Origin of the sequence: Paludisphaera soli, from assembly GCF_011064595.1 — a bacterium.
Classification (GTDB): Bacteria; Planctomycetota; Planctomycetia; order Isosphaerales; family Isosphaeraceae; genus Paludisphaera; species Paludisphaera soli.
The window spans coordinates 151047-170746 of sequence record NZ_JAALJI010000008.1 but is presented as its reverse complement, the minus strand read 5'-3'; the positions used below and the strand labels follow the sequence as shown (position 1 = coordinate 170746).

Genomic DNA, 19700 nt, shown 5'->3' with positions numbered 1-19700 from the left:
TGGTCTGATCGAATGGCGGTCCCATCTGTGGGGAGGGAGACGATGGCTACGGCGACTCGGCGTTCGGGCGAGACCGAGGTGGCGATCCTCGCGCGGATCCTCGGCGACCAGTCGGGTCGCATGTCCGACGCCCTCGCTCGCCACTTCCTGGAATTGAACCTCAGCGAGAGCGACAAGGCCCGGATGCACGAACTGGCCGTCCGCAATCAGGACGACGCTCTGTCGCAGATGGAGAAGGAAGAGATGCTCGCCTTCGCCAAGGCCGCTTCGCTCCTGTCGATCCTGAAATCGAAGGCCCGGCGAACCCTTCGCACCTCCGCCACGCGCCCTCCGAAGGCCTGAACGCATGGAAGCCGCTCTGGCGAGGCTCGTTCGGAATCGCGTGGACGACCGCTGCGAATAATGTCGGATGCCTCAGGCCTTCGACGACGCCGGCTTCGAGATCGACCACGTCATCGCCCGGAAGCACGGCGGCCCCTCTTCGCCCGGCAACCTCTGCCTGAGTTGCTACTACTGCAACTCGCATAAAGGGTCAGACATCGCCGGGCTGGACGGCCGTGGACGCAAGCTGACGCCCCTGTTCAACCCTCGCCGCCACAAATGGTCGGCCAACTTCCGTTGGGAGGGGGCGGTCCTGGTTGGCCGTTCCGCGATCGGTCGCGTCACGGTGGCCTTGCTCGACATCAATGACGAGTATCGCGTCGCCCTGCGCGAGGCGCTGATCGAGGAAGGAGTCTTCCCGCCCGATTGATCGTCGCCGGGATCGATCGACCCGGCGACGGTCGCTCACCCCCCCAGGTGGGTGGAGGCGAGGAGGATCATGGCGAAGATCAGGCCGACGAAGAAGAGCATGTAGATGAGGCGGTAGCACTTCAGCAGCGAGGAAAGGGCGGCCATCAGGTGGGCGACGTCGCGGCCCTGGGAGTCGACCACCTGGCGGAAGTCCCGGCCGGCGCGGTGGGTCCAGGCGCCGAAGACCATGAACAGCATGGCCAGGAACAGGAACCCGATCTCCATCTGCTGGTAGCGCGACCAGCGCTGGATGGTCACCAGGGCGAAGCAGAGGCCGATGCCGACCATGTACAGGCCGACGAAGCTCATCTTCGAGCCGAGGTCGCGGATGATCCGGTTCTCGGGCTCGTTGAACTCGTATTGGGGGCGCGGGGGCGGGGCGCCCGGGAGGCGGGCCGGCGCGGGAGTCGGCGTCGGCGTCGGCGCCGACACGTGGGCCGTGGGGGTCGCGGGGTTTGCGCCGCCGGATGCCGATGCCATCGCCTGCCACCTTTCGCACGAGTCGTCCGCGAGGGCTTTCGCCGTTAAGCTTATCTGACTTCGCCCGATCGCGCCTGTCAAGCGGGCGGGGACGTCGGGGGCGGCCGGACGACCGGCGTCGCCGGCCCGCTCGGCGGCGAAAGGCACCCGGGGCGGGTTCTCGATCGCGCGCCCGCGTGCTAGACTGGCGATTTGCCGGCCCGCGAGGCGACGCCCCGGGGCCGGGATATCCTCAACCTCGTCGCTGGGAAGACAAGCCAGATATGGGTCCCTCCGATCCCTCGTCGCGGCCGGTGTTGGTGCTCGACTTCGGCGCGCAGTACGTCCAGCTGATCGCGCGCCGGGTCCGCGAGCGTCACGCCTTCGCCCGCATCGTCCGCCACGACATCACGGCGGACCGCGTCCGCGAGCTCGACCCCCTGGCCCTGATCCTCTCCGGGGGCCCCAGCAGCGTTTACGAGCCCGGCGCCCCTCAGTGCGACCCGGAGCTTTTCCAGCTCGGCGTCCCGGTCCTGGGGATCTGCTACGGGATGCAGCTGGCGGTGCAGGCGCTGGGGGGCAAGGTCGACGCCCCCCCGGCCCGAGAGTACGGCCGGACCGACTGCAAGGTGATCGACCCCGCCGAGCCCCTCTTCCACGACGTCCCCCGCGAGACGACCGTCTGGATGAGCCACGGCGACCAGATCCTCGACGCCGGCTCGGACTTCCTCCCCCTCGCGGCGACCGCCACCTGCCCGATCGCCGCGGCCAAGCACCGGACCTACCCGTTCTACGGCCTCCAGTTCCACCCCGAGGTCTCGCACACCCCCTACGGGGCCCTGATGCTCGGGAACTTCCTCGACCGGATCTGCGGCAACCCCCGCGCCTGGACGATGGAGGCGTTCATCGAGCAGGCGATCGAGCGGATTCAGGGCCAGGTCGGCGCCGACCAGCGGGTCGTCTGCGGGCTCTCCGGCGGCGTGGACTCGGCCGTCTGCGCGGCGCTCCTGGCGAAGGCCCTGGGGCCGCGGGTCGTCTGCGTGTTCGTCGACAACGGCCTGCTGCGCGGCGGCGAGCGCGCCCAGGTCGAGGAGGTCTTCCGGGGCCACAGCGACGCCGAGCTTCGGGTCGTCGACGCTTCGGCCCAGTTCCTCGCGGCGCTCGCCGGGGTGACCGACCCCCAGGAGAAGCGGCGGCGGATCGGCCACGTCTTCATCGAGGTCTTCCGCGAGGAGGCCCGCTCCATCCCGGGCGCGCACTTCCTCGCCCAGGGGACTCTCTACCCGGACGTCATCGAGAGCGGCGGCGAGCCCGACGGCCCGGCCGCCACCATCAAGATCCACCACAACGTCGGCGGGCTCCCCGCCGAGCTGGGCTTCGAGCTGATCGAGCCCCTGCGCGACCTTTTCAAGGACGAGGTCCGCCGCCTGGGCCTGGAGCTGGGCCTGCCCGACTCCCTGGTCTGGCGGCACCCGTTCCCCGGGCCGGGCCTCGCCGTCCGCTGCCTGGGAGAGGTCACCGCCCCCCGCCTGGACGTCCTCCGCCAGGCCGACGCCATCTTCCTCGACGAGCTGCGGGCCGCCGGGCTGGAACGCCAGACGGCCCAGGCGTTCGCCGTGCTGCTGCCGGTGCAGTCGGTCGGCGTCATGGGCGACGCGCGCACTTATGAGAACGTGATCGCCGTCCGCGCCGTCGAGACCGAGGACTTCATGACGGCCGACTGGTCGCGGCTCCCGCACGAGATGCTCGCCCGGACCTCGACCCGCATCATCAACGAGGTCAAGGGCGTCAACCGGGTCGTTTACGACGTCACCAGCAAGCCGCCCGGCACCATCGAGTGGGAATGAACCCGGCGCGGCTTGGGGGAATCCCGGGCGCCGGCCCCGAATTTGCTTGAATTCCTTCGATGTGGCGATGAAATAGGGAAGCTCGAAAACGAAGGAATCCGGCGAAGGGGGGCGAACGAGGGAGACGGCCTCGTCAGTCTTGCGACGGTTCGGCCTCGGTGGCGAGGGCGCGGGCCCGGACGAGGGTCCGGGTGAGCCCCTCCTGGACCACCTGGTCGTCCTGGTTCAGCAGGCGGCGACGCCAGACCACAAGCGCCCGTCGACCCCGAGCCTGGGGCTCGACGGACTCGACCCGGGAGATCACCCGGACGGTGTCGCCGAACGCGATGGGGAGCAGGAACTTCCACTCCAGGATCGCCAGGAACGCCTGCGTGTCGACGCGAGGGGCGTGGCTGGCGAGCCCGGAGACGAGGGCCAACCCCAAGAGCCCGTGCGCGACCGGCTTCCCGAACGGACCCTTCGACGCCCAGTCGTGATCGACGTGCAGGGCGTTGAAGTCTCCGGAGAGGCCGGCGAAGGTCACCACGTCGGTCTCCGTCACCGTCCTCGCCGGGCTCTCCCACTCGTCGCCGAGCTTGAGGTCGTTGTATCCCAGCGGGTCGTTGCGATGTCGCGTCATCTTCGTCCTGCTCCTCATCCGTGAGTGGTGGGCCGAGGCGCCCTTCGCGAGTCTAACCGCTCCGCCGCGAGGGCGGAAGCGCGAGGCTCGGGGGGGGGACGCCGCCCCGCGTTCATCTCCAGCATCCGGCTCGCGTCGACGGGCGACGGCCCGATCGGCAGTCCAGGTCAATCAAGGCGTCCACCAGCGGGAGGGTCCGAACGACGATGTCACAGGTCTATCGATTCGTGATCGCGGACGACGAGAAGGCGGTCGCCGCGGGCTTGCAGAACCAGCTCGAGTCGCTGGGGTACGACGTCGTCGCGGTGGTCCACGACGGCCAGCGGGCGGTGGAGATGTGCCGCCGGCTCATGCCCGACGCCATCTTCCTCGACATCGAGATGCCCGGCCTCGACGGACTCGCCGCGGCGCGGCAGATCGCCGAGGACCCCGGCACCCCGGTCATCATCGTCACCGCCCACGGCCACCCGAACCTGATCGACCAGGCCGTCGAGGACGGCGTGATCTCGTATCTCCTCAAGCCGATGACCACCCCCAGCCTCCAGGCCGCCGTCGAGATCGCCGTGGCCCGCGCCCGCGAGATCCAGGCGCTCCAGGAGAACGTCGACAACCTCAAGATGACCCTGCGGGAGCGGAAGCTGATCGAGCGGGCCAAGGGGATCCTGATGTCCCGCAAGGGGCTGAACGAGAACGAAGCCTTCCGGCTCCTCCAGCGTCAGAGCCAGGATCGTCGCGTGCCGATGGCCAAGCTGGCCGAGTCGATCATCCAGACCGACGAGCTGCTGCTGGATTCGAATTCGGGCCCCTCCGCCGCCCCCGTCTCGCGGCCCCTGCGCCGCCCCGTCGAGCCGCCGCTCGACTGAGTTGACGCCGCCCCCCGGGCGAGTTAGTCTGCAATGCGCCGGCGATCGAGTTCATGGGGACCCCCCCCGAGCCCGGCCGCCGGCGTTCTCGTCTCGCCGCGGAGCTCCCGATCGGACGACGGGGCTCCGGCCCGGCGCGAGGGCGGAGGGCCGGCCTTTCGAGGCCCGCGATCGGCCCCGAACCGTCGGGATCCCGCCCGGATCGGCAGCATGACATCGCGACGCCAAGGATGAGGAGACGGTCATGACGACACAACACACCCATGCCGAACTCGCGCGGCCGGGCCCGGGCCGGACCCATCAGGAACTCGCCGCGTTCATCGAAGGCCACGTCAACCGGATCGCCAACGGCCGGATCCGCGACCTGCGCGTGGACTGCAGCGACGACCGCATCCTGCTCCGGGGGCGGTCCCGCACCTACCACGCGAAGCAGATCGCCCAGCAGGCGGTCCTCGACCTGACCGACGGCTATCCGCTGCTGGCCAACCAGATCGTCGTCTCCTGACCCGCGGCGGGCCGATCCGCCCCGCGCCCGGACCGCGGGTGAGTGGCCCGCGTGCGTGAATCCGATCCGGAGCCCCAACCCCGAGCCCGCCATGGATGCGCAACCCGACGCCGGCGTCCCCCAGCCGCGATTCGACCAGCAGGAGCTGCACAATCTCCTGTGCAGCCTCAGCGACGAGCTTTGCCGGCCGCTCGCCTCGCTGCGGACGGGCTTCGACCTGCTCCTGGGCGACGGCCCGGCCGAGTTCTCGGCGACCCAGAAGGGGCACGTCGGGACCATGCGGACCCTCTGCGACGACCTGCTCCGACTGACCCGCAGCTATCTGGACTACGCCGAGGTCATCCGAGGAACGCGCGCGCCCAGCCTGGGCACCTTCTCGATCCGGGCCCTCGTCCACGAGGTCGACCGGACGTTCGGCGCCTCGGCGCGGGACAAGGGGCTGGACTGGAGCGCCGAGGCCGTCGACGGCGAGGTCCTGGTGGTCACCGACGCCTCGCGTTGCCAGCAGATCTTCGCCGCTCTGGTCTCCAACGCCATCAAGTTCACGCCGGCCGGGGGCCGCGTGCGCGTCGAGGGGAGGGCCGAGGCCGACTCCTGGAGCCTCACCGTGGCGGACGACGGCCCGGGCGTCCCCTCGGCCCAGCACCAGCGCATCTTCGAGCCGTTCTACCGCCTCAACCGCGAGGAGCACTCGTCCGCGGACGGCAACGGCCTGGGGCTCTCGATCGGCCTGGAGCTGGCGAACCAGCTCCAGGGCCGGATCATCCTGGATTCGGAGGAGGGCTGCGGCGTCGTCGTCCGCGTCGTCTTCCCCCGGGCCGCCCCGTCGCCGCCGCCGCCGGCCCACTCGCGGGGGGCCCGTCGGACCGAGGCCGATCGCCATTGACCATCCGCCCGATTGGGCGTAGCCTTCGAGGCTCGCGGTGACGGAGGAGCGGGCGGGTCGGCCGGGTGCGTCCGGCCGCGATCGCGCCGGGGCTGGACGGTGTCAGCCCACCCCAGGGAGGGGGGATCGATCGCATGCGGCGCAAGGGCATGATCGCCTTCGTCGGCGTCCTGTTCTGGCTGCTCCCGGGGCTTCCCGGCTGCAGCTGGTCCGGCACGCGCCGGGGGGGGCCGAAGGATGGGCTCAGCCCCGAGAAGGCGGCCCAGGCCCAGGCGATCAGCGTTCGCGCCCAGGCGGCCGTCGACGCCGGCGACCTCGAACGCGCCGAAGCCGAGCTGAACCAGCTCGTCGCCGTCTCCCCGCGGTCGCCAGAGGCCTACCAGCGGCTGGCCGCCGTGCTGCTCCTGCGGGGCCGGCCCGCCGAGGCCGAGGCCGGCTTCCGCAAGGCCCTGGACCTCGACTCCGACTACGTCTCCGCGCTCATCGGCATGGGACGGATCGAGGCCGGTCGCGGCCAGCTCGATTCGGCCCTCAAGCGGCTCGAGACCGCCATCGAGATCGAGCCCCACGACGCCTCCGGCCACCTCGCCCTGGCCGCCGTCCTGGAGGCGCTCGGGAGGACCGACGAGGCCCTCGCGGCCTACTTCCGGGCCCTGGAGAACGACCCGTTCCTCGCCGAGGCCAACCGCCGCATCGCCTCCATCCAGCTCTCGCGGGGGGAGGCCGACCAGGCCCTCGTGCGGCTCGATCAGACCATCGAATCCGCCCCCGGCGACTCCGAGGCCGTCTTCCTGCGGGGCCGGGCCCACCTGGCCCTCCGCCACGTCCCCCAGGCGGTGGAGGACCTGCGCAACGCCTCCCAGCGGCTGCCCGACCGCCCCGACGTCCACCTCTCCCTGGCCCTCGCCCTCGACGCCGCCCGCCGCCCCGCCGCCGCCCTCGAAGCCGTGGAGGAGGCCCTCCGCCTCGCCCCCGACGACCTCGACGCCCTCAGCCTCAGCGAACGCCTCCGCCGCTAGGGCGGGGCGGCCGTCCCTCGCGGGCCCCGACGATCAGTTGCATTGATAGGCGGACTCGACGCGCGAGAAGTCGCCGCGAGCCCTCGCCTCGGGATCCGCGAAGAAGTACAGGCAGCCGCCGTCCCCCCAGCACATCGCGGCCTCGTCGTCGCTGCCGAGCTGGAACAGGAGGCGACGACCTTCGCCCGCCGCGGGGTCGAACCCCTGGATGAAAGAGGCGTAGCCCAGCAGCTGGTTGTGGAGGGGGCGTCCGACCCGCCGCGCCTGGAGGAAGTCGTAGGAACAGAGCAGCCCGGAGAAGGCGTCCCACGTCGCCTCGTCCCAGCCGAGGGCCTCGACGTCCGGCTCCTCGGGATCCTGGGGCAGGCTCACGATCGGCACGATCACGCCCGGGGCGGCCGGGAAATCGTTCACGCCGTCGGGCGTGGACCTCCGTCGCAGCCCGGACGGGTCCCGGAAGTGGAAGATGCACGTCCACTCGGGCGTCGGCTCGCCGTCGGGCGGCAGGGGATCGGCGCCGTCCTCATCCTGCCGACCCCAGGCCGAGAAGATCGAGAGCAGGCCTCGCGGCGGCAGCGGGCCCCGGTCGGCCCCCTCGGGGAGTTCGTCGAGGTTGATCTGCGCGAGGAACGTCATCGGCCGGCCGTCCTCGTGACGGGGCCATTCGGTCGAGTCGTCGAGGTCCGGCCGGCCGCCGATCCGCGTCGACCCGACCGGCGGCTCGTCGTCGCCGGCGGCCGAGGTGACGATCGCGAACGCCGGCCGCGCGAGCGACTCGATCTCGCCTCGACGGCTTTCCAGGCCGTGGTGCTCGATCAGGTCTGACAGGGCCTCGGCCGGAGCGGCGTCGCGGGCGATCAGCTCGATCAAGAATCGCTTGGAATCGTCCAGCCCTTCGTGGAGGAGCGTGTGCGATTCGTCGATCAGCTCCAGGAGCGTCGCGACTGGGATCGAGCCGTCGATCGGGACGTCGGCCCAGGCCCAGCCCTCGGTCTCCCAGCACATGCGCTCGGAGACCACGATGCCGGGATGGTCCGCGGCCAGACGCTCGCGAAGCGCGTCGGGGCATCGCACCATCACCATCGGCGGCTGCTCGTCGCGATGGAACCGCGCGAAGGTGTCGAGGAAGCCGTCCAGGAGCTTGAAATCGTCACGCTCTCCGTCCGTGACTCCGGCCTTCGCGCGGCAACGCGCGACCAGGGCTTCGACCAGACCGCTCATCATCCCGCCTCCCTCGACCGACCGGCTCGACTTCAAGACGTCTGCCGGCAAGATGCCACGTCGGCCGCCTTCGTTCAACCACCCCGCGTCGCGCGGTCGGCCCTGCCCCGGGCCCCGGAGATGCGGCATGATGGAGCGAACGCGATGGAGGGAACGGCGATGACGGAATGCGACCTGGACGACACGGTCCCGGACTGGCTGATCGAACACCCCGAGACCCTGGCGGTCTTCCAGGAACTCGGCGTCGACCAGCATTGCGGCGGCAAGTCCCTCGAATACGCCAGCCTCGAGGCCGGGCTCGACCCCGAGGCCGTCCTCGCCCGATTGCGGAGCCTCCTCGGCGGCGATCGCCCGGGGAGCGACCGACGCGCCTGACGCGGCGACGGGCGCCCGCCCGGTTCATGCCTCGACCGCCCCCGATGCGGAGAATCGGAGACGCCATGAATCACCAACCTCTCGATGCGATCCCGATGTGGCTGTTCCTGCCGCTGGCCCTCGCCGCCGGCCTGGCCGCGGTGGAGTCGGGGTATCGATTCGGGCGATGGCGACACGCGAGGGCGTCGGAGGAACTGCCCGCGCCGGTGGCCGCGATGGTGGCGGTGCTCGGCCTGCTGGCCTTGCTGCTCGGCTTCACGTTCAGCCTGGCGGCGTCGCGATTCGACGCACGCCGGCAGGCCGTCCTCGAGGAGGCGAACGCCATCGGCACGACGTTCCTTCGCTGTCGACTGCTGCCCGAGCCGCAGCGGACCGAGAGCATGGATCGGCTTCGCGAATATGCCGACCTTCGGATTCGCGGCCTCACGGAGGCCGGGATCGCCGAGGTCCTCGCAAGGTCCGGCGAGCTGCACGAGGAACTGTGGTCGCGAGCCGTGGCCGTCGCCGAGCGGAACCCGGAGGCGATCACGACCGGGCTCTACGTTCAGTCGCTCAACACCCTCATCGACCTGCACGCCAAGCGCGTGATGGTGGGGCTTCGCAGCCGGATCCCCCTGAGCATCTGGCTGGTCCTGTTCGGCCTTTCCACGCTCGGCATGGCCTCGGTCGGCTATCAGGCGGGGCTGTCGGAAACCCGCCGCTCGCCCGAGATGCCGATCCTCACGCTGGGCTTCGCCGCGGTGCTCTTCCTCATCGTCGACCTGGACCGCGCGCACGAAGGGGTCTTGCGCGTCGGCCAGCAGGCGATGGTCGACGTGCTCCGCTCGATGGGCGGACCCCGTCCGTGATCGCCCCTGCGCCGGCCCGGGTCACTCGGGTTCGGGCCGGCCCAGGTGCTTGTGGAGGAATCGGAACGTGCCCTTGCCGTTGATGGTGTGGGGGCCGTCGAAGACCTCGATCGCGCAGCGGTCGCCGATCTTCAGCCGGGCGTCGTAGAGGTGGAACACCTTGGCGAATTCGTACGCCACGGCCTCGTCGGACGAGACCGTGTCGAAGTGGCCGCGCTCGACCATGAAAGGCCGGGGGGCGATCAGCGCGGCCATCTCCGCGTAATTGAACGTGCTCCCCAGGTCGAACTCGAAGATCTCGTACTCGCCCGTCTTCACGTAGCTGTATGGGCTGTGGGTCGAGGCGTTCTTCCAGACCCACTCGTTGAAGTCGGCCGAGCAGATCGACAGGCAATAGTTCTCCACCAGCGGCGGGATCCGCATGGCCGACTTCCCGCCGTAGCTCAGGCCGTAGAAGGCGATCCGGGCCGGGTCGACCTGTTGCAGGGATTTCAGCCAGTCGGTGATCTGTCGATGCTGGGGGATGATCATCGAGAACAGGGTCTTGCCCAGCGGGTTGGCCTTGCGCTGGAGGGTGCGGAAGCGGTCCTCGAAGAGGTACAAATTCTGGGGGGCGAACGTGATGAAGCCCCGCTCCGCCAGCCTGACCGCGAATTTGTGGTACGCCGAATTCTCCACGTTCGGGTCGGCCAGGTCCGTCGGCCGTCCTTCCAGGCCGTGCTGGCAGACGACCACCGGCCGCCGCTCGCCCTCCTGGATCCCCTTGGGCATTAGCAGGATCCCGGTCGCGAACAGGTCGGGGAAGACGTCCATCACGACCTCGTAGCCCTCGAAGGCCGGCTCGTCGAAGATCCGCCGGGAGCGGACGTTCGGCGGGAGTCGGTCGATGTCGAACCGGCCGATCACGTCCCTCGCGAACTTCTCGCGATAGGGCTCGGTCGACTTCTCATAGGCCGCGATCGAGCTGAAGTCGAGGTCCTTGAGGAACGCGCGGCGCACGTCGGCGCTCTCGGCCAGGAGCTGCTGCGTGTGGCGGTCGATTTCGTGGAGCTGCCGGGCCTGGCGGGCGGCGGGGTCCCCCTGGGCCTCGCTCGGCACCGACGGCGGCGGCCCCGCCGGCGCGAGCCGGAGGCCCGGCCCGAGGGCCTCGACGAACGCCGCCAGCGCCGGCTCGGATCCGAACGGGCCCCGGCCGTCGTCGCCGCTGGCGACCAGCGAAAGGCTGGATTTCGGCGTGAGGCCCTCGACGAGCTTTCGGGCCCGTTCGACCTCGGCCCGCACCGTCTCGATCGCGGGCGTCGCGATTCTCCCCGGCGCCCCGCCCTGCCCCGGGGCGAACTCGAACTCCGGGGCCCGCGCGGCCTCGACGACGAGCGGCCGGGGGGCGATCATCGCGGCCAGCTCGGCGTCACCGAACGTGTCGAGGAGGCCGAAGACGTTGCGATCAAGCGGCTGGCGCCAGACGTCGTTGCGATCGTCGAAGTAGCCGCTCACGCAGGCGGCGTCGATCCTCGGGTCGAGCGCCGCGGCATCGAGCGCGATCCCGCCCCCCTCGCCGTAGCCGAAGACGCCGACCGGCCCTCGCGATCCGCCCTCGGTCGCCTTCGACCCCATCGCCCAGTCCACGAGGGCCAGGACCTTCTGCACCTCGATCCCAATCAGGGTCCGTCCCAGCACGAACGCGGGGCGGTGGAGGAACTCGCGGCTCGTCAGCTTCGCGCCTCCCATGCGGGGCGCGACCGTGCGGTCGATCAGGGTCGGGACGATGACGACGAAGCGGCTCTCGGCCAACCTTCGCGCGACCTGCCGCTCGGGCGCGAGTCCGGGGGCGACGCCGGCGAGCTGCTCGGGCGTCTGGTCGGCGTCGGGGACGACGATCGCCAGCCCCCGCGACGGCCCGCCCGCCCCGGCTCTGATGCGGAGCCCTTCGCCGGTCACGTCGCCGATCACGGGCCATCGGATCGAATCGACTTCCAGCCCCTCGCCGACGAACGACGCTCGGCCCTCGCCCCGGATCACGTCGGGCGAGGCGAACGGCACGCGCGGGTCGCGGACGCCCAGGATGTGGGCCAGCCGCTGGCGGTTGGGCTCGATCGACCTGGCGTAAGCCTCGGGAGAGCCGAGGTCGCGCTTCCAGTGCGACTCGCGCCTCCCCCTGGATTCGTCGAGCATCCGGAGCAGGAACCGATCGGCCCCCGCGACCAGCCGGTCGGCCAGGTCGCCGTCTTTTTCAAGCGGCCTCGTTCCCGCGAGCGGCGGCCCGATCGTCGGATAGTCCGGCCCCGGCTCGGCGGCGGAAGCAAAACCCAGGGCGACGAGGAGCATCGCTCCCAGGATTCGGCCTGTCGCGAGATTCCAGAACGCCGACATGCTCAGCCCCCGGGGTTGGCGCCGCAAATGGCAGATCATGGACTTGTTCACATGTCAGAAGAAGCTTAGTCGCCGATCTTCAGCCTGGACAGCTCGTATTCCGCCCCGAGGCGATCGTAGCTGAGCTTGTCGAGGGCGAGCTGGGTCAGGCTCGAAGCCTCGCCGCGGATCAGCTCGACGCCGACGTCCTCCCAGGACTTGAGCCGCTTGAGATGAGCCTCCAGGGCCGTGACGCGGGACGCCCTGGCGCCGTCCAGGTCGTGCTCCGCCTCCATCCAGCGGCGAGACCAGAGGGCCAGTTCCGCGAACGTCTGGGAGAGGCGATCGCCCTCGGCCCCGACCGCCGGGAGGTTCTTGAGCTGCTCCTCGGTTTGTCCGTAGATCCGGCGGGCGAGGTCGACCCGAGCCCTCGCCAGGTCGTCGGGCTTCTGGGGGGCCCGGAGCCCACTCGCCCCGACCATGGCTCCGATTAGGACGAGGGCCAGCGCAACGGCTCCGCAAGGCAGGGACGCACGCATGTCGGGATCCTTCTCGAAAGTCAGGAATCGTTCGAGGTCGGACGGGCGATTCCGGGATCGCTTTCCCTCACCACTCGCATCCCGACTTTCACCCTGCGCCGGTGCCGGCCCGGATCTGGACCTCGGCGGCGACGGGGTTCTTGAGGGTGCCGAGGCCGTCGATCTCGACCTCGACCTCGTCGCCGGGCCTGAGCCAGCGGGGGGGCTTGCGGGCCATGCCGACGCCCGGGGGGGTCCCGGTGAAGATCAGGTCGCCGGGCTGGAGGGTCATGATGTTCGAGAGGTAGGCGACGACCTCGGCCACCGGGAAGATGAACTGCGAGGTGGACGAGTCCTGCATGGTCTCGCCGTTGAGGCGGAGGCGGATGCCCAGGGCCTGGGGGTCGGGGACCTCGTCGGCCGAGGTGAGCATCGGGCCGGTAGGGGCGAAGGTGTCGAAGGTCTTCCCGGCGGTCCACTGCTTGGCGGGCTTGTTGAGCTGCCAGTCGCGGGCCGAGACGTCGTGGCCGGGCATGTAGCCGCCGACGTGCTTCAAGGCCCACTCGCGGGGGATGCGCCGGCCGCCGCGGCCGATGACCACGACCAGCTCGGCTTCGAAGTCGACCTCGGCGCTCTCGGGGGGGAGGACGATCGGCTCGCCGTGGGCGATCAGGGTGTTGGGGTACTTGCTGAAGAGCACCGGCTCGGGGGGGATCTCCGCGCCGCTCTCGATGGCGTGGTCGCGGTAGTTCAGGCCGATGCAGAGGATCTTCTGGGGGTCCGGGATCGGCGGCAGGAGCTTCGCGGAGGCCGGGGCGATCGCGGTCGGGGCCCCGACGGTCGCCTCGGCGGCGCGTCGGACGCCGTCGGGGCCCAGGGCGAGGACGGCCTTGAGGCTGGCGGGGAGGGACGGGTCGGCCGCGTTCAGGTCGACGTATCCATCTTCGCGGACGCCGCACGCGCGCGGCCCTCGATCGGTCTCGACGGTGACGAAGCGCACGGTTCCGGCTCCCTTCCCAATGGCGATGGCTTGAAGGTGGAGAGATTCGGTCCGATCGGGTCGATCAGAGGACGAGCTTGGCGGCGTCGCGGTCCAGGTAGAGGACCGCGCCGGGGTGTCTGCGGAGGCCGGTCGCGGGGCAGGCCTCGCCGATCGGGCCCTTGAGCGTGCTCAGCACGGCCTCGGCCTTCCTCGGCCCGACGGCGACCACCGAGACGACCGGCGCGCGGAGCAAGGCGGGGACGGTCAGCGTGTAGGCGTGCCGGGGCACGTCGTCGAGTTGCTCGAAGCAGCCGTCGTGGACCTGCTGGATGCGGCAGGGCTCGTCGAGCTTGACGACCTTGATGAGGACCGGGTCGTGGAAGTCGGCGACCGGAGGGTCGTTGAACGCCAGGTGGCCGTTCTCGCCGATCCCCGCGCAGACGACGTCGGTGGGGTTGGCGAGGAGCAGATCCTCGTACGCTAGGCAGGCGAGCATGGGCCGCTCGGTCTGCTCGCCGGGGATCAGGTGGAGGGCGTGCAGGTCGACGAGGCCGAACAGATGCTCGTACAGGTAGCGGCGGAATGAGGCGGGATGGTCGCCGGAGAGGCCCAGATACTCGTCCATGTGGAAGGCGTCGACGCGCGGCCAGTCGATCTCCTCGGCGACGAGGCCGGCGAGGAACTCGTTCTGGCTGGGGGCCGCGGCGAAGACGACGTTCGCCCGGCCCGCGACCTTGCAGCGATCGGCGATGGCGTGGGCCACGGCCCCGGCGGCCGCCCTGCCGGCTTGCCCGCGGTCCTCGAAGACCAGGACCTGGAGTTGATCGACGGCGAAACGGGCGAGCGGATCGGGGTGGGGCGGCGTCATGTTGGGCGGCTAAGCCTCGTCATCGGGGCGTCGGACGGTCCGGATCGACCCCTAGACGATAGCGAACTCCGCCCGAGTCCGCCACCGTTCGGCGTCGAACGGGCACGGCGGACGTCGCGGAGGGCTCAGGACAGGGCCAGCTCGCGGGCGGCCTTGCGCGACTTCGGGTCGCCTCGCAGCTCCTGGCAGAGCTTCTGGCATTCGACCAGGTCGCCGAGGAGGGACTCGGCCAGGAAGGACTGGGTCGGGTCGTCCTCGGCCCACTGGAGCTGGTCGTGGCACTGGGACATGTGCTCGAGCAAATCCTTCATCCACAGGAGGGTGTGTCGCCGATTTCTCATCGTGGAATGATCCTTCATCCGGGTCCATCGTGATCGGGGAACGCGGCCGATCCGCCTCCGCGGGGGCCGCCGACGCCTCCGGCCGTCGCCGACGTCACCCCTGAAAAGCAAGCGGCGTGCCGGCACCGGGCAGGTCGTCGATGCCTTGGCTCAAATTGGGTCGTGCTCGGAACTTGAGCGAAAATCGACAATTTTCGCGAGGGGTTGCGTCCGCCCCTTCAGACTTGTAAGAGTTACACCCGGGCGGGATTTCGGTCGGAACGACCGCGCGGCTCGACGCGAGCCGGGGGGCGTGACGTCTTTCCAGGGGGGCCTCCGATCCCCTAGAGTGGCGGGAAGACAGGGCTCCCCAGCTGGAGGAACGGACATGGGCGCGTGGGAACCGTTCTCGATCTCGACGTCGGAGACGCCGGCCCCGGATCGGGGCTGGGGCGGGCTCGGAGAGTGGCCCCGGTCGGTCGTCCGCTGGCTGCTGGGCTGGGGCGAGGACGAGCGCGAGCTGCCCCTGACCACCGGCCGCTCGGCCCGGTTCCAGAACATCTGCATCAGCCGCGAGGCGGGCGCCGGCGGCGGCGCGATCGCGCGGATGGTCGGCCGCCGGCTGGGCTGGAAGGTGTTCGACCACGAGCTGCTGGAGGCGATCGCCCACCGGATGCAGGCCACGGTCGACGAGGTCCGCACCTTCGACGAGCTGGCCCCCAGCGTCATCCAGGACTGGCTGCTGCCGCTCCGCGAGGAGCATTACGCCCCCCAGGAAGCTTACCTCGACCACCTGGCGAAGCTCCTGGAGGCGATCGGCCGGGCCGGGCAGTCGGTGCTGGTCGGCCGCGGCGCCGGGTTCCTGCTCCCCCGCGAGACGACGCTGTCGGTCCGGGTCGTCGCCCCGCTCAAGACGCGAGCGTCCCGGCTGGGCGAGCGCATGGGCGTCTCGACGCGGACGGCCAGGCGGGCCGCCAAGGACCTCGACGCCCGCCGCGCGGCGTTCGAACGGACGATGCACCGGGTCAACTGCGCGGACCCGCACAACTACGACCTGGTGCTCGACTCGAACAGCCTCGGCCTGGAGATCGCGGCCGAGGTCATCATCCGCGCCGTCGAGGCGGGCCGCCCGGCGACGGCCGTCGCGCCGGCCCCCGGCGCCACGCCCTGGACGATCCCGCCCGTCGCGCCGCCCGCCCGCGCGGCGTTCCCGGCCCCCTCCTCGACCGCTACGCCGGCCGCCCCGCCGTCACCGACGCCGATCGCCGACGTCCCGCCGGCGGTCGCCCCCGACGCCGTGGACCGCCCCGCCTGAAGACGAGGCGGCCTGCCGGCGGCTCGGGATCACTTGTCGCTCCTGGGCCCCTTGTCCTTGTCGTCGCGGTCCGGGGGGGTCGGGACCGGGTCGGGCGAGCCGACCACGGAACTCGGGGCCGGGCTCGTCGATTCGTCCTGGGTCGTTTCGGTCGTGTCAGGGGTCTCGTCGCCAGGTTCGGCCATGTCGTCCTCCTCTCGCGGAATCGAAGGGTGCGGGGTCGCGATCCACCCCTATCTTACGCGGCCTAGAGGCCCGTCTTACAGTCATCGAGGCGAACGGCCCTCGGGCGACGGCGAGAGGTCGAAGGGCGGGTCGGGGAAGGCCAGGTCGTCGCGGAGCGTCCGGGTGGGCTCGCGGTCGAGGATCGTCATCAGGCCGAGGTCGGCGCGGAGGCGGGGCCGGTCTTCGTACCCGAGGGAAAGGGCGAGTCGGAGGTCGTCGACGGCCCGGTCGGCGTCGAGCCGGCGGGCGGCCTCGCCGGCGTCGGCGAGCGGGGACCGGCCGTAGCCCACGAGGCAGGCCCGCGCGGCCGCCCGCGACGCGGAAGCTACGAGCCCCGGGGCGTTTCGGACGTCCCAGAGGGACAGGCGGGCGGCCTCTGCGGCCCCAGCCACCTCGGCGCGGCCCGCGAGACGGGCGGCGCGGGCCCGGAGCCAGAGGATCTCGGAGAGACGGGAGCGGGCGGCCGCGTCGGTCTCGGCCTTCGCGGCCAGGTCGGCCTCGGCGTCCCTCAGGGTCGCGGCGGCCTCGGCGGCCTTCTCCTCGGCGAGCAATGCGGCGGCGCGGCGGGCCTGGACGGCGGCCAGGGCGTCGGCCCGCGCCGGGGCGGACGGGGCGGCCCGGGTCTCGCGGATCGTCGAGGCCAGTTCGTCGAACCGGGCCAGGGCGCGGGGGGCGTCGCCGGCCTGCAGCGCCAGCTCGCCGGCCGTCGTCGCCACGTCCACGCAGATCGAGAAGGAGCCGGGCCGGGCGGTGTCGGACCGGAGGACGTCCAGGGCGGCCCGCGCCGCCTCCTCGGCGGCCGGCAGGGCGCTTTCAAGGTCGCCCCGGTCGGCGTCCTGCTCGGCGAGGTTCGCGAGGCTCAGGACCAGGTGGTAGCGATAGTCGGGCGTGTCGGCCGCCCCGGCGATCGCCAGGCGGTGCTCGGCGATGGCCGACCGGAACGGCCCGGCGGCCGCCTCGTGGTCGCGGAGGTCGTCGTGGACGCAGCCGAGGGTGTTCCAGGTCCGGGCGAGTTGATGGTGGAGCGACGGGCGGTCGGGGTCCTGGCGTATGAGGCCCTCGAAGGCCTCGCGGGCGCGGGCCAGCGAGCGAAAGGCGTCGGCGTCGTCCCCCGCCCGGTGCTCGACGAGGCCCAGCTCGCGATGGACCCGGCCGAGCTGGAGTCGATAACGCTGGACCGAGGGGTGGGCCGCCGCCAGCTCCGTCGCGTAGCCGAGGCTGCGCTCGTAGGGCCCCCGCGCCTCGGCGAACCGCCCCCGGTCCGTCAGGATGTCCCCCTCGTTCTCGTAGCTGACGGCGAGCAGCTCGACGAGGCGGATCGGCCGGGGCTCGCCCGCCGGCGCGTCGTCGAGCAAGTCCAGGCAGAGACCCTGGAACTCGCGGAACGACCGCAGGGCCGCGTCGTGGTCCCCCGCCCGATAGGCTGCGTAGCCCTGGTTGTTGGCCAACTCGGCCAGGGTCTTCCGATAGGCGGCGTTGCGGGGGTCGGCGTCGAGGAGCCGGCGGAGGAGCCTCCGCGCGCGGTCGGAGGCCGCCCGGCTCTCGTCCAGCCGGCCCAGCCTGGCCGACGTGGCCGCGAGGACCGAGAGGCCTTTCGCAAGGTCGACCTCCAGCGCCGTCTCCGAGGTCGGGACCGCGATCAGGGCCTCCAGGTCGGCGACCGCGCGGGTCAGGGCGTCGTAGGCGGCGCGGGGGTCGTCCAGGTCGTTCCGGGCGTTGGCGAGGCAGACGAGCGTGTCGGCCCGTCGGGCGATCAGGTCGGCGTCGCCCGGCGCGGCCGCCAGCAGGCCGTTCCAGGTCGCCAGGGCGGAGTCGAGCGGGGCGATCGCGTCCTGGGGGGTGGCGATCACCCCCCGGATCACCCCCACGTTGTGGTAGGCCGCGGCCAGCCGCCGTCGCAGCCTGGGGTCGTCCCGACGCTCCACCAGGAAGCCCTCGTAGTACTTCAGGGCCGTCCCCAGCAGCTCGCCCCGGAGCCGACGCAGGTCCACGGAGTCCCCCTCGCGCAGGAGGGTGTCCTGGCTGACCTGGGTGAAGTATTCGTCGACGGCCCGCTGCGCCTGGTCGAAGCTGGTCTCGGCCTCGCCGCGGGCGACCCGCTCGTTCCGCCAGGCGCGGTTGATGGCGAAGGCGGCGGCGGTGGCGATCAGGCTGACCCCCAGGAGCGCGGCGGCCGTGGCGTACGCCCAGGTGCGATGCCGTCGGATCCAGCGCGAGAGCCGCTCGCGGCGGCCCTCGGGGTAGGCGGCGACCGGCTCGTCGGCCAGCCAGTTCTCGACGTCGCGGGCCAGGGCCTTGGCCGATGCGTAGCGGTCCCCCCGCTTCAGCGCCATCGCCTTGAGGCAGATGGACTCCAGCGCCGGGGGGATCGACCGCACGGCGTCCCTCGGCGACGGGGACCCCCGCAGGACCGCGACGATGATCATGTGGTGGTCGGGGCCCCGGAACGGCGGCTCGCCGGTGAGCAGCTCGTACAGGGTCGCCCCCAGGCTGTAGACGTCGCTCTTCGGCCCCACCCGATCCAGGTCGCCGCGGGCCTGCTCGGGGCTCATGTAGGACGGCGTGCCGATCCAGTCGCCCGGGCTCGTCCCCGACCCCGACGGCGTCCAGGAGCCCTCGCCCGAGGGGGGGACTTCGCCCGCCTCGCCCGTGCCGACCACCTTCGCCAGCCCCCAATCCACCACCAGGGTCTCGCCGTAGGGGCCGACCATGATGTTGCCGGGCTTGAGGTCGCGGTGGATGACGCCCTTGCTGTGAGCGTATTCCAGGGTCTCGCACGCGCCCAGGAACCGCCGGAGGAGCTGGCGGAACTCGACGCCCCAGGCCTGCTCGGGCGGCGAGCCGGCGGCCTCGGCCTGCTTGCGGGCCTTGTGGAACTCGCGGATCGCCGCGGACAGGCTGTCGCCCTGGACGAACCGCATCGCGTAGAAGGGCCGGCCCGCCTCGTCCTCGCCGAGGCTGTAGACCGGGACGATCCCCGGGTGCTCCAGCTTGCCGGTGATCTCGGCCTCCAGCAGGAACCGGCCCCGGAGGTCCTCGCGGTCGGCGAGCCGGGGCTGCAGCTCCTTCAGGGCGACCTCGCGCTGGAGCTGGCGGTCGCGGGCCTTCCAGACCTGGCCGATCCCCCCCTTCGCGTGGATCCTGATCAGCTCGTAGCGCTCGTCGAGCGGGTGTCGCCCCGGGCCGGCGGGGGCCGTCGCCCCGAGGCCGCCTTCCGCCAGGGTCGTGAGCATCGACGTCGGGTCCACGGCCCTCGACCCGTCGATCGGGATCGTGGCGACGTTCCAGGCGGCCAGGCTCCGCTCCAGGTCGCGGCCGTGGGCCTCGTAGTGGGCCGAGGCCAGGTTCGCCAGGGCGCGCATCCGGTCCTCGTCGAGCCCGCCCGCCTCGCGGAGCATGGCGACCAGCGAGTTCCCCGGCGCGATCGACCAGCTGGCCAGCAGCGACGCGGCCGACTCGCGGGAGATCGCCCCCGTCAGCCCCGCGAGCACGGTCCCCAGGACCTGTTCGTCGTCGCCCTGGCCCACCGGACCCCTCCCCCGGAAACCTCGAAGGCCCCCCGGCCCGTCGCCCGTCGGGACCCTCACGCCTGCATTCTGAACGATCACGAGGCCGCGGGCAACGGGCCGCGCGGATCGGGCCGAGGCCCCCGGCTCGAATTTTCGCAATTCTTGGTGTCAAAAATTGGA

The 19700-nt window shown here is 71.5% G+C and carries 20 protein-coding genes; 10 read left to right on the top strand and 10 right to left on the bottom strand.

All coding sequences use genetic code 11. The features are described from left to right. Nucleotides 1-42 precede the first annotated feature (42 nt). Together G6O68_RS13105 and G6O68_RS13100 are read left to right on the top strand one after the other, a co-directional pair. Nucleotides 43-342 carry a hypothetical protein gene (locus G6O68_RS13105; RefSeq protein WP_165248416.1) on the top strand — a complete coding sequence of 100 codons (300 nt, stop codon included), beginning with the start codon at nucleotides 43-45 and terminating at the stop codon, nucleotides 340-342. A gap of 67 nt (nucleotides 343-409) precedes the next feature. Beyond that, nucleotides 410-751, top strand: a complete 342-nt coding sequence (locus G6O68_RS13100; RefSeq protein ID WP_165248414.1) for an HNH endonuclease — start codon at nucleotides 410-412, stop codon at nucleotides 749-751. Nucleotides 752-786: 35 nt separating this feature from the next. Here the strand turns inward: G6O68_RS13100 and G6O68_RS13095 are convergent, their stop codons facing one another. Then, entirely contained in the window at nucleotides 787-1272 is a 486-nt protein-coding gene (locus G6O68_RS13095) for a hypothetical protein (RefSeq protein WP_165248412.1), read from the bottom strand. 263 nt (nucleotides 1273-1535) lie between these two features. Between G6O68_RS13095 and guaA the strand changes: the two genes are divergently transcribed. Beyond that, complete coding sequence (gene guaA / locus G6O68_RS13090) at nucleotides 1536-3098, top strand: glutamine-hydrolyzing GMP synthase (RefSeq protein ID WP_165248410.1); 1563 nt, start codon at nucleotides 1536-1538, stop codon at nucleotides 3096-3098. Between the two features lie 133 nt (nucleotides 3099-3231). On the opposite strand, the gene G6O68_RS13085 is transcribed toward guaA, so the two are convergent. Next, entirely contained in the window at nucleotides 3232-3717 is a 486-nt protein-coding gene (locus G6O68_RS13085) for a MaoC/PaaZ C-terminal domain-containing protein (RefSeq protein WP_165248408.1), read from the bottom strand. 206 nt (nucleotides 3718-3923) lie between these two features. On the opposite strand from G6O68_RS13085, the gene G6O68_RS13080 reads away from it, so the two are divergent. From G6O68_RS13080 to G6O68_RS13065, 4 genes are all read left to right on the top strand, one after another. Then, on the top strand, nucleotides 3924-4580 hold the full coding sequence (locus tag G6O68_RS13080) for an ANTAR domain-containing response regulator (RefSeq protein WP_165248406.1): 657 nt from the start codon (nucleotides 3924-3926) through the stop codon (nucleotides 4578-4580). A 244-nt stretch (nucleotides 4581-4824) separates the two neighbouring features. After that, on the top strand, nucleotides 4825-5085 hold the full coding sequence (locus G6O68_RS13075) for a hypothetical protein (protein ID WP_165248404.1): 261 nt from the start codon (nucleotides 4825-4827) through the stop codon (nucleotides 5083-5085). A gap of 91 nt (nucleotides 5086-5176) precedes the next feature. Next, a complete protein-coding gene (locus tag G6O68_RS13070; protein ID WP_165248402.1) occupies nucleotides 5177-5971 on the top strand; it encodes a sensor histidine kinase in 795 nt (264 codons plus the stop codon). 134 nt (nucleotides 5972-6105) lie between these two features. Further along, entirely contained in the window at nucleotides 6106-6990 is an 885-nt protein-coding gene (locus G6O68_RS13065) for a tetratricopeptide repeat protein (RefSeq protein ID WP_165248400.1), read from the top strand. Between the two features lie 33 nt (nucleotides 6991-7023). On the opposite strand, the gene G6O68_RS13060 is transcribed toward G6O68_RS13065, so the two are convergent. After that, nucleotides 7024-8214 carry a DUF1963 domain-containing protein gene (locus G6O68_RS13060; RefSeq protein WP_165248398.1) on the bottom strand — a complete coding sequence of 397 codons (1191 nt, stop codon included), beginning with the start codon at nucleotides 8212-8214 and terminating at the stop codon, nucleotides 7024-7026. Nucleotides 8215-8370: 156 nt separating this feature from the next. Between G6O68_RS13060 and G6O68_RS13055 the strand changes: the two genes are divergently transcribed. Both G6O68_RS13055 and G6O68_RS13050 read left to right on the top strand, forming a co-directional pair. Then, nucleotides 8371-8586 (top strand): DUF542 domain-containing protein, encoded by a 216-nt coding sequence (locus G6O68_RS13055; RefSeq protein WP_165248396.1) that lies wholly within the window; start codon nucleotides 8371-8373, stop codon nucleotides 8584-8586. Nucleotides 8587-8651: 65 nt separating this feature from the next. Continuing rightward, nucleotides 8652-9434 (top strand): bestrophin-like domain, encoded by a 783-nt coding sequence (locus G6O68_RS13050; protein WP_165248394.1) that lies wholly within the window; start codon nucleotides 8652-8654, stop codon nucleotides 9432-9434. Nucleotides 9435-9455: 21 nt separating this feature from the next. Here G6O68_RS13050 and G6O68_RS13045 read toward each other — a convergent pair whose 3' ends face one another. The 5 genes from G6O68_RS13045 to G6O68_RS13025 all read right to left on the bottom strand — a co-directional run bounded on the left by G6O68_RS13045 (nucleotide 9456) and on the right by G6O68_RS13025 (nucleotide 14492). Beyond that, nucleotides 9456-11804: an alpha/beta hydrolase family protein gene (locus G6O68_RS13045; protein WP_165248392.1), complete on the bottom strand. Its 2349-nt coding sequence runs from the start codon at nucleotides 11802-11804 to the stop codon at nucleotides 9456-9458. A gap of 65 nt (nucleotides 11805-11869) precedes the next feature. Beyond that, complete coding sequence (locus tag G6O68_RS13040; RefSeq protein WP_165248390.1) at nucleotides 11870-12322, bottom strand: hypothetical protein; 453 nt, start codon at nucleotides 12320-12322, stop codon at nucleotides 11870-11872. Nucleotides 12323-12410: 88 nt separating this feature from the next. After that, a complete protein-coding gene (locus G6O68_RS13035) occupies nucleotides 12411-13301 on the bottom strand; it encodes a fumarylacetoacetate hydrolase family protein (RefSeq protein ID WP_165248388.1) in 891 nt (296 codons plus the stop codon). Between the two features lie 64 nt (nucleotides 13302-13365). Then, the gene (locus G6O68_RS13030) at nucleotides 13366-14151 is read right to left on the bottom strand and encodes a 6-phosphogluconolactonase (protein ID WP_165248386.1); all 786 of its coding nucleotides are present in this window, start codon (nucleotides 14149-14151) and stop codon (nucleotides 13366-13368) included. 125 nt (nucleotides 14152-14276) lie between these two features. Beyond that, nucleotides 14277-14492, bottom strand: a complete 216-nt coding sequence (locus tag G6O68_RS13025) for a hypothetical protein (RefSeq protein WP_165248384.1) — start codon at nucleotides 14490-14492, stop codon at nucleotides 14277-14279. A 367-nt stretch (nucleotides 14493-14859) separates the two neighbouring features. Between G6O68_RS13025 and G6O68_RS13020 the strand changes: the two genes are divergently transcribed. Further along, nucleotides 14860-15786, top strand: coding sequence for a cytidylate kinase-like family protein (locus G6O68_RS13020; protein ID WP_165248382.1), 927 nt, complete (start codon nucleotides 14860-14862; stop codon nucleotides 15784-15786). 29 nt (nucleotides 15787-15815) lie between these two features. Here the strand turns inward: G6O68_RS13020 and G6O68_RS13015 are convergent, their stop codons facing one another. Both G6O68_RS13015 and G6O68_RS13010 read right to left on the bottom strand, forming a co-directional pair. Next, nucleotides 15816-15971: a hypothetical protein gene (locus G6O68_RS13015; RefSeq protein WP_165248380.1), complete on the bottom strand. Its 156-nt coding sequence runs from the start codon at nucleotides 15969-15971 to the stop codon at nucleotides 15816-15818. An 81-nt stretch (nucleotides 15972-16052) separates the two neighbouring features. Next, on the bottom strand, nucleotides 16053-19538 hold the full coding sequence (locus G6O68_RS13010) for a serine/threonine-protein kinase (protein ID WP_165248378.1): 3486 nt from the start codon (nucleotides 19536-19538) through the stop codon (nucleotides 16053-16055). Nucleotides 19539-19700: the final 162 nt, after the last annotated feature.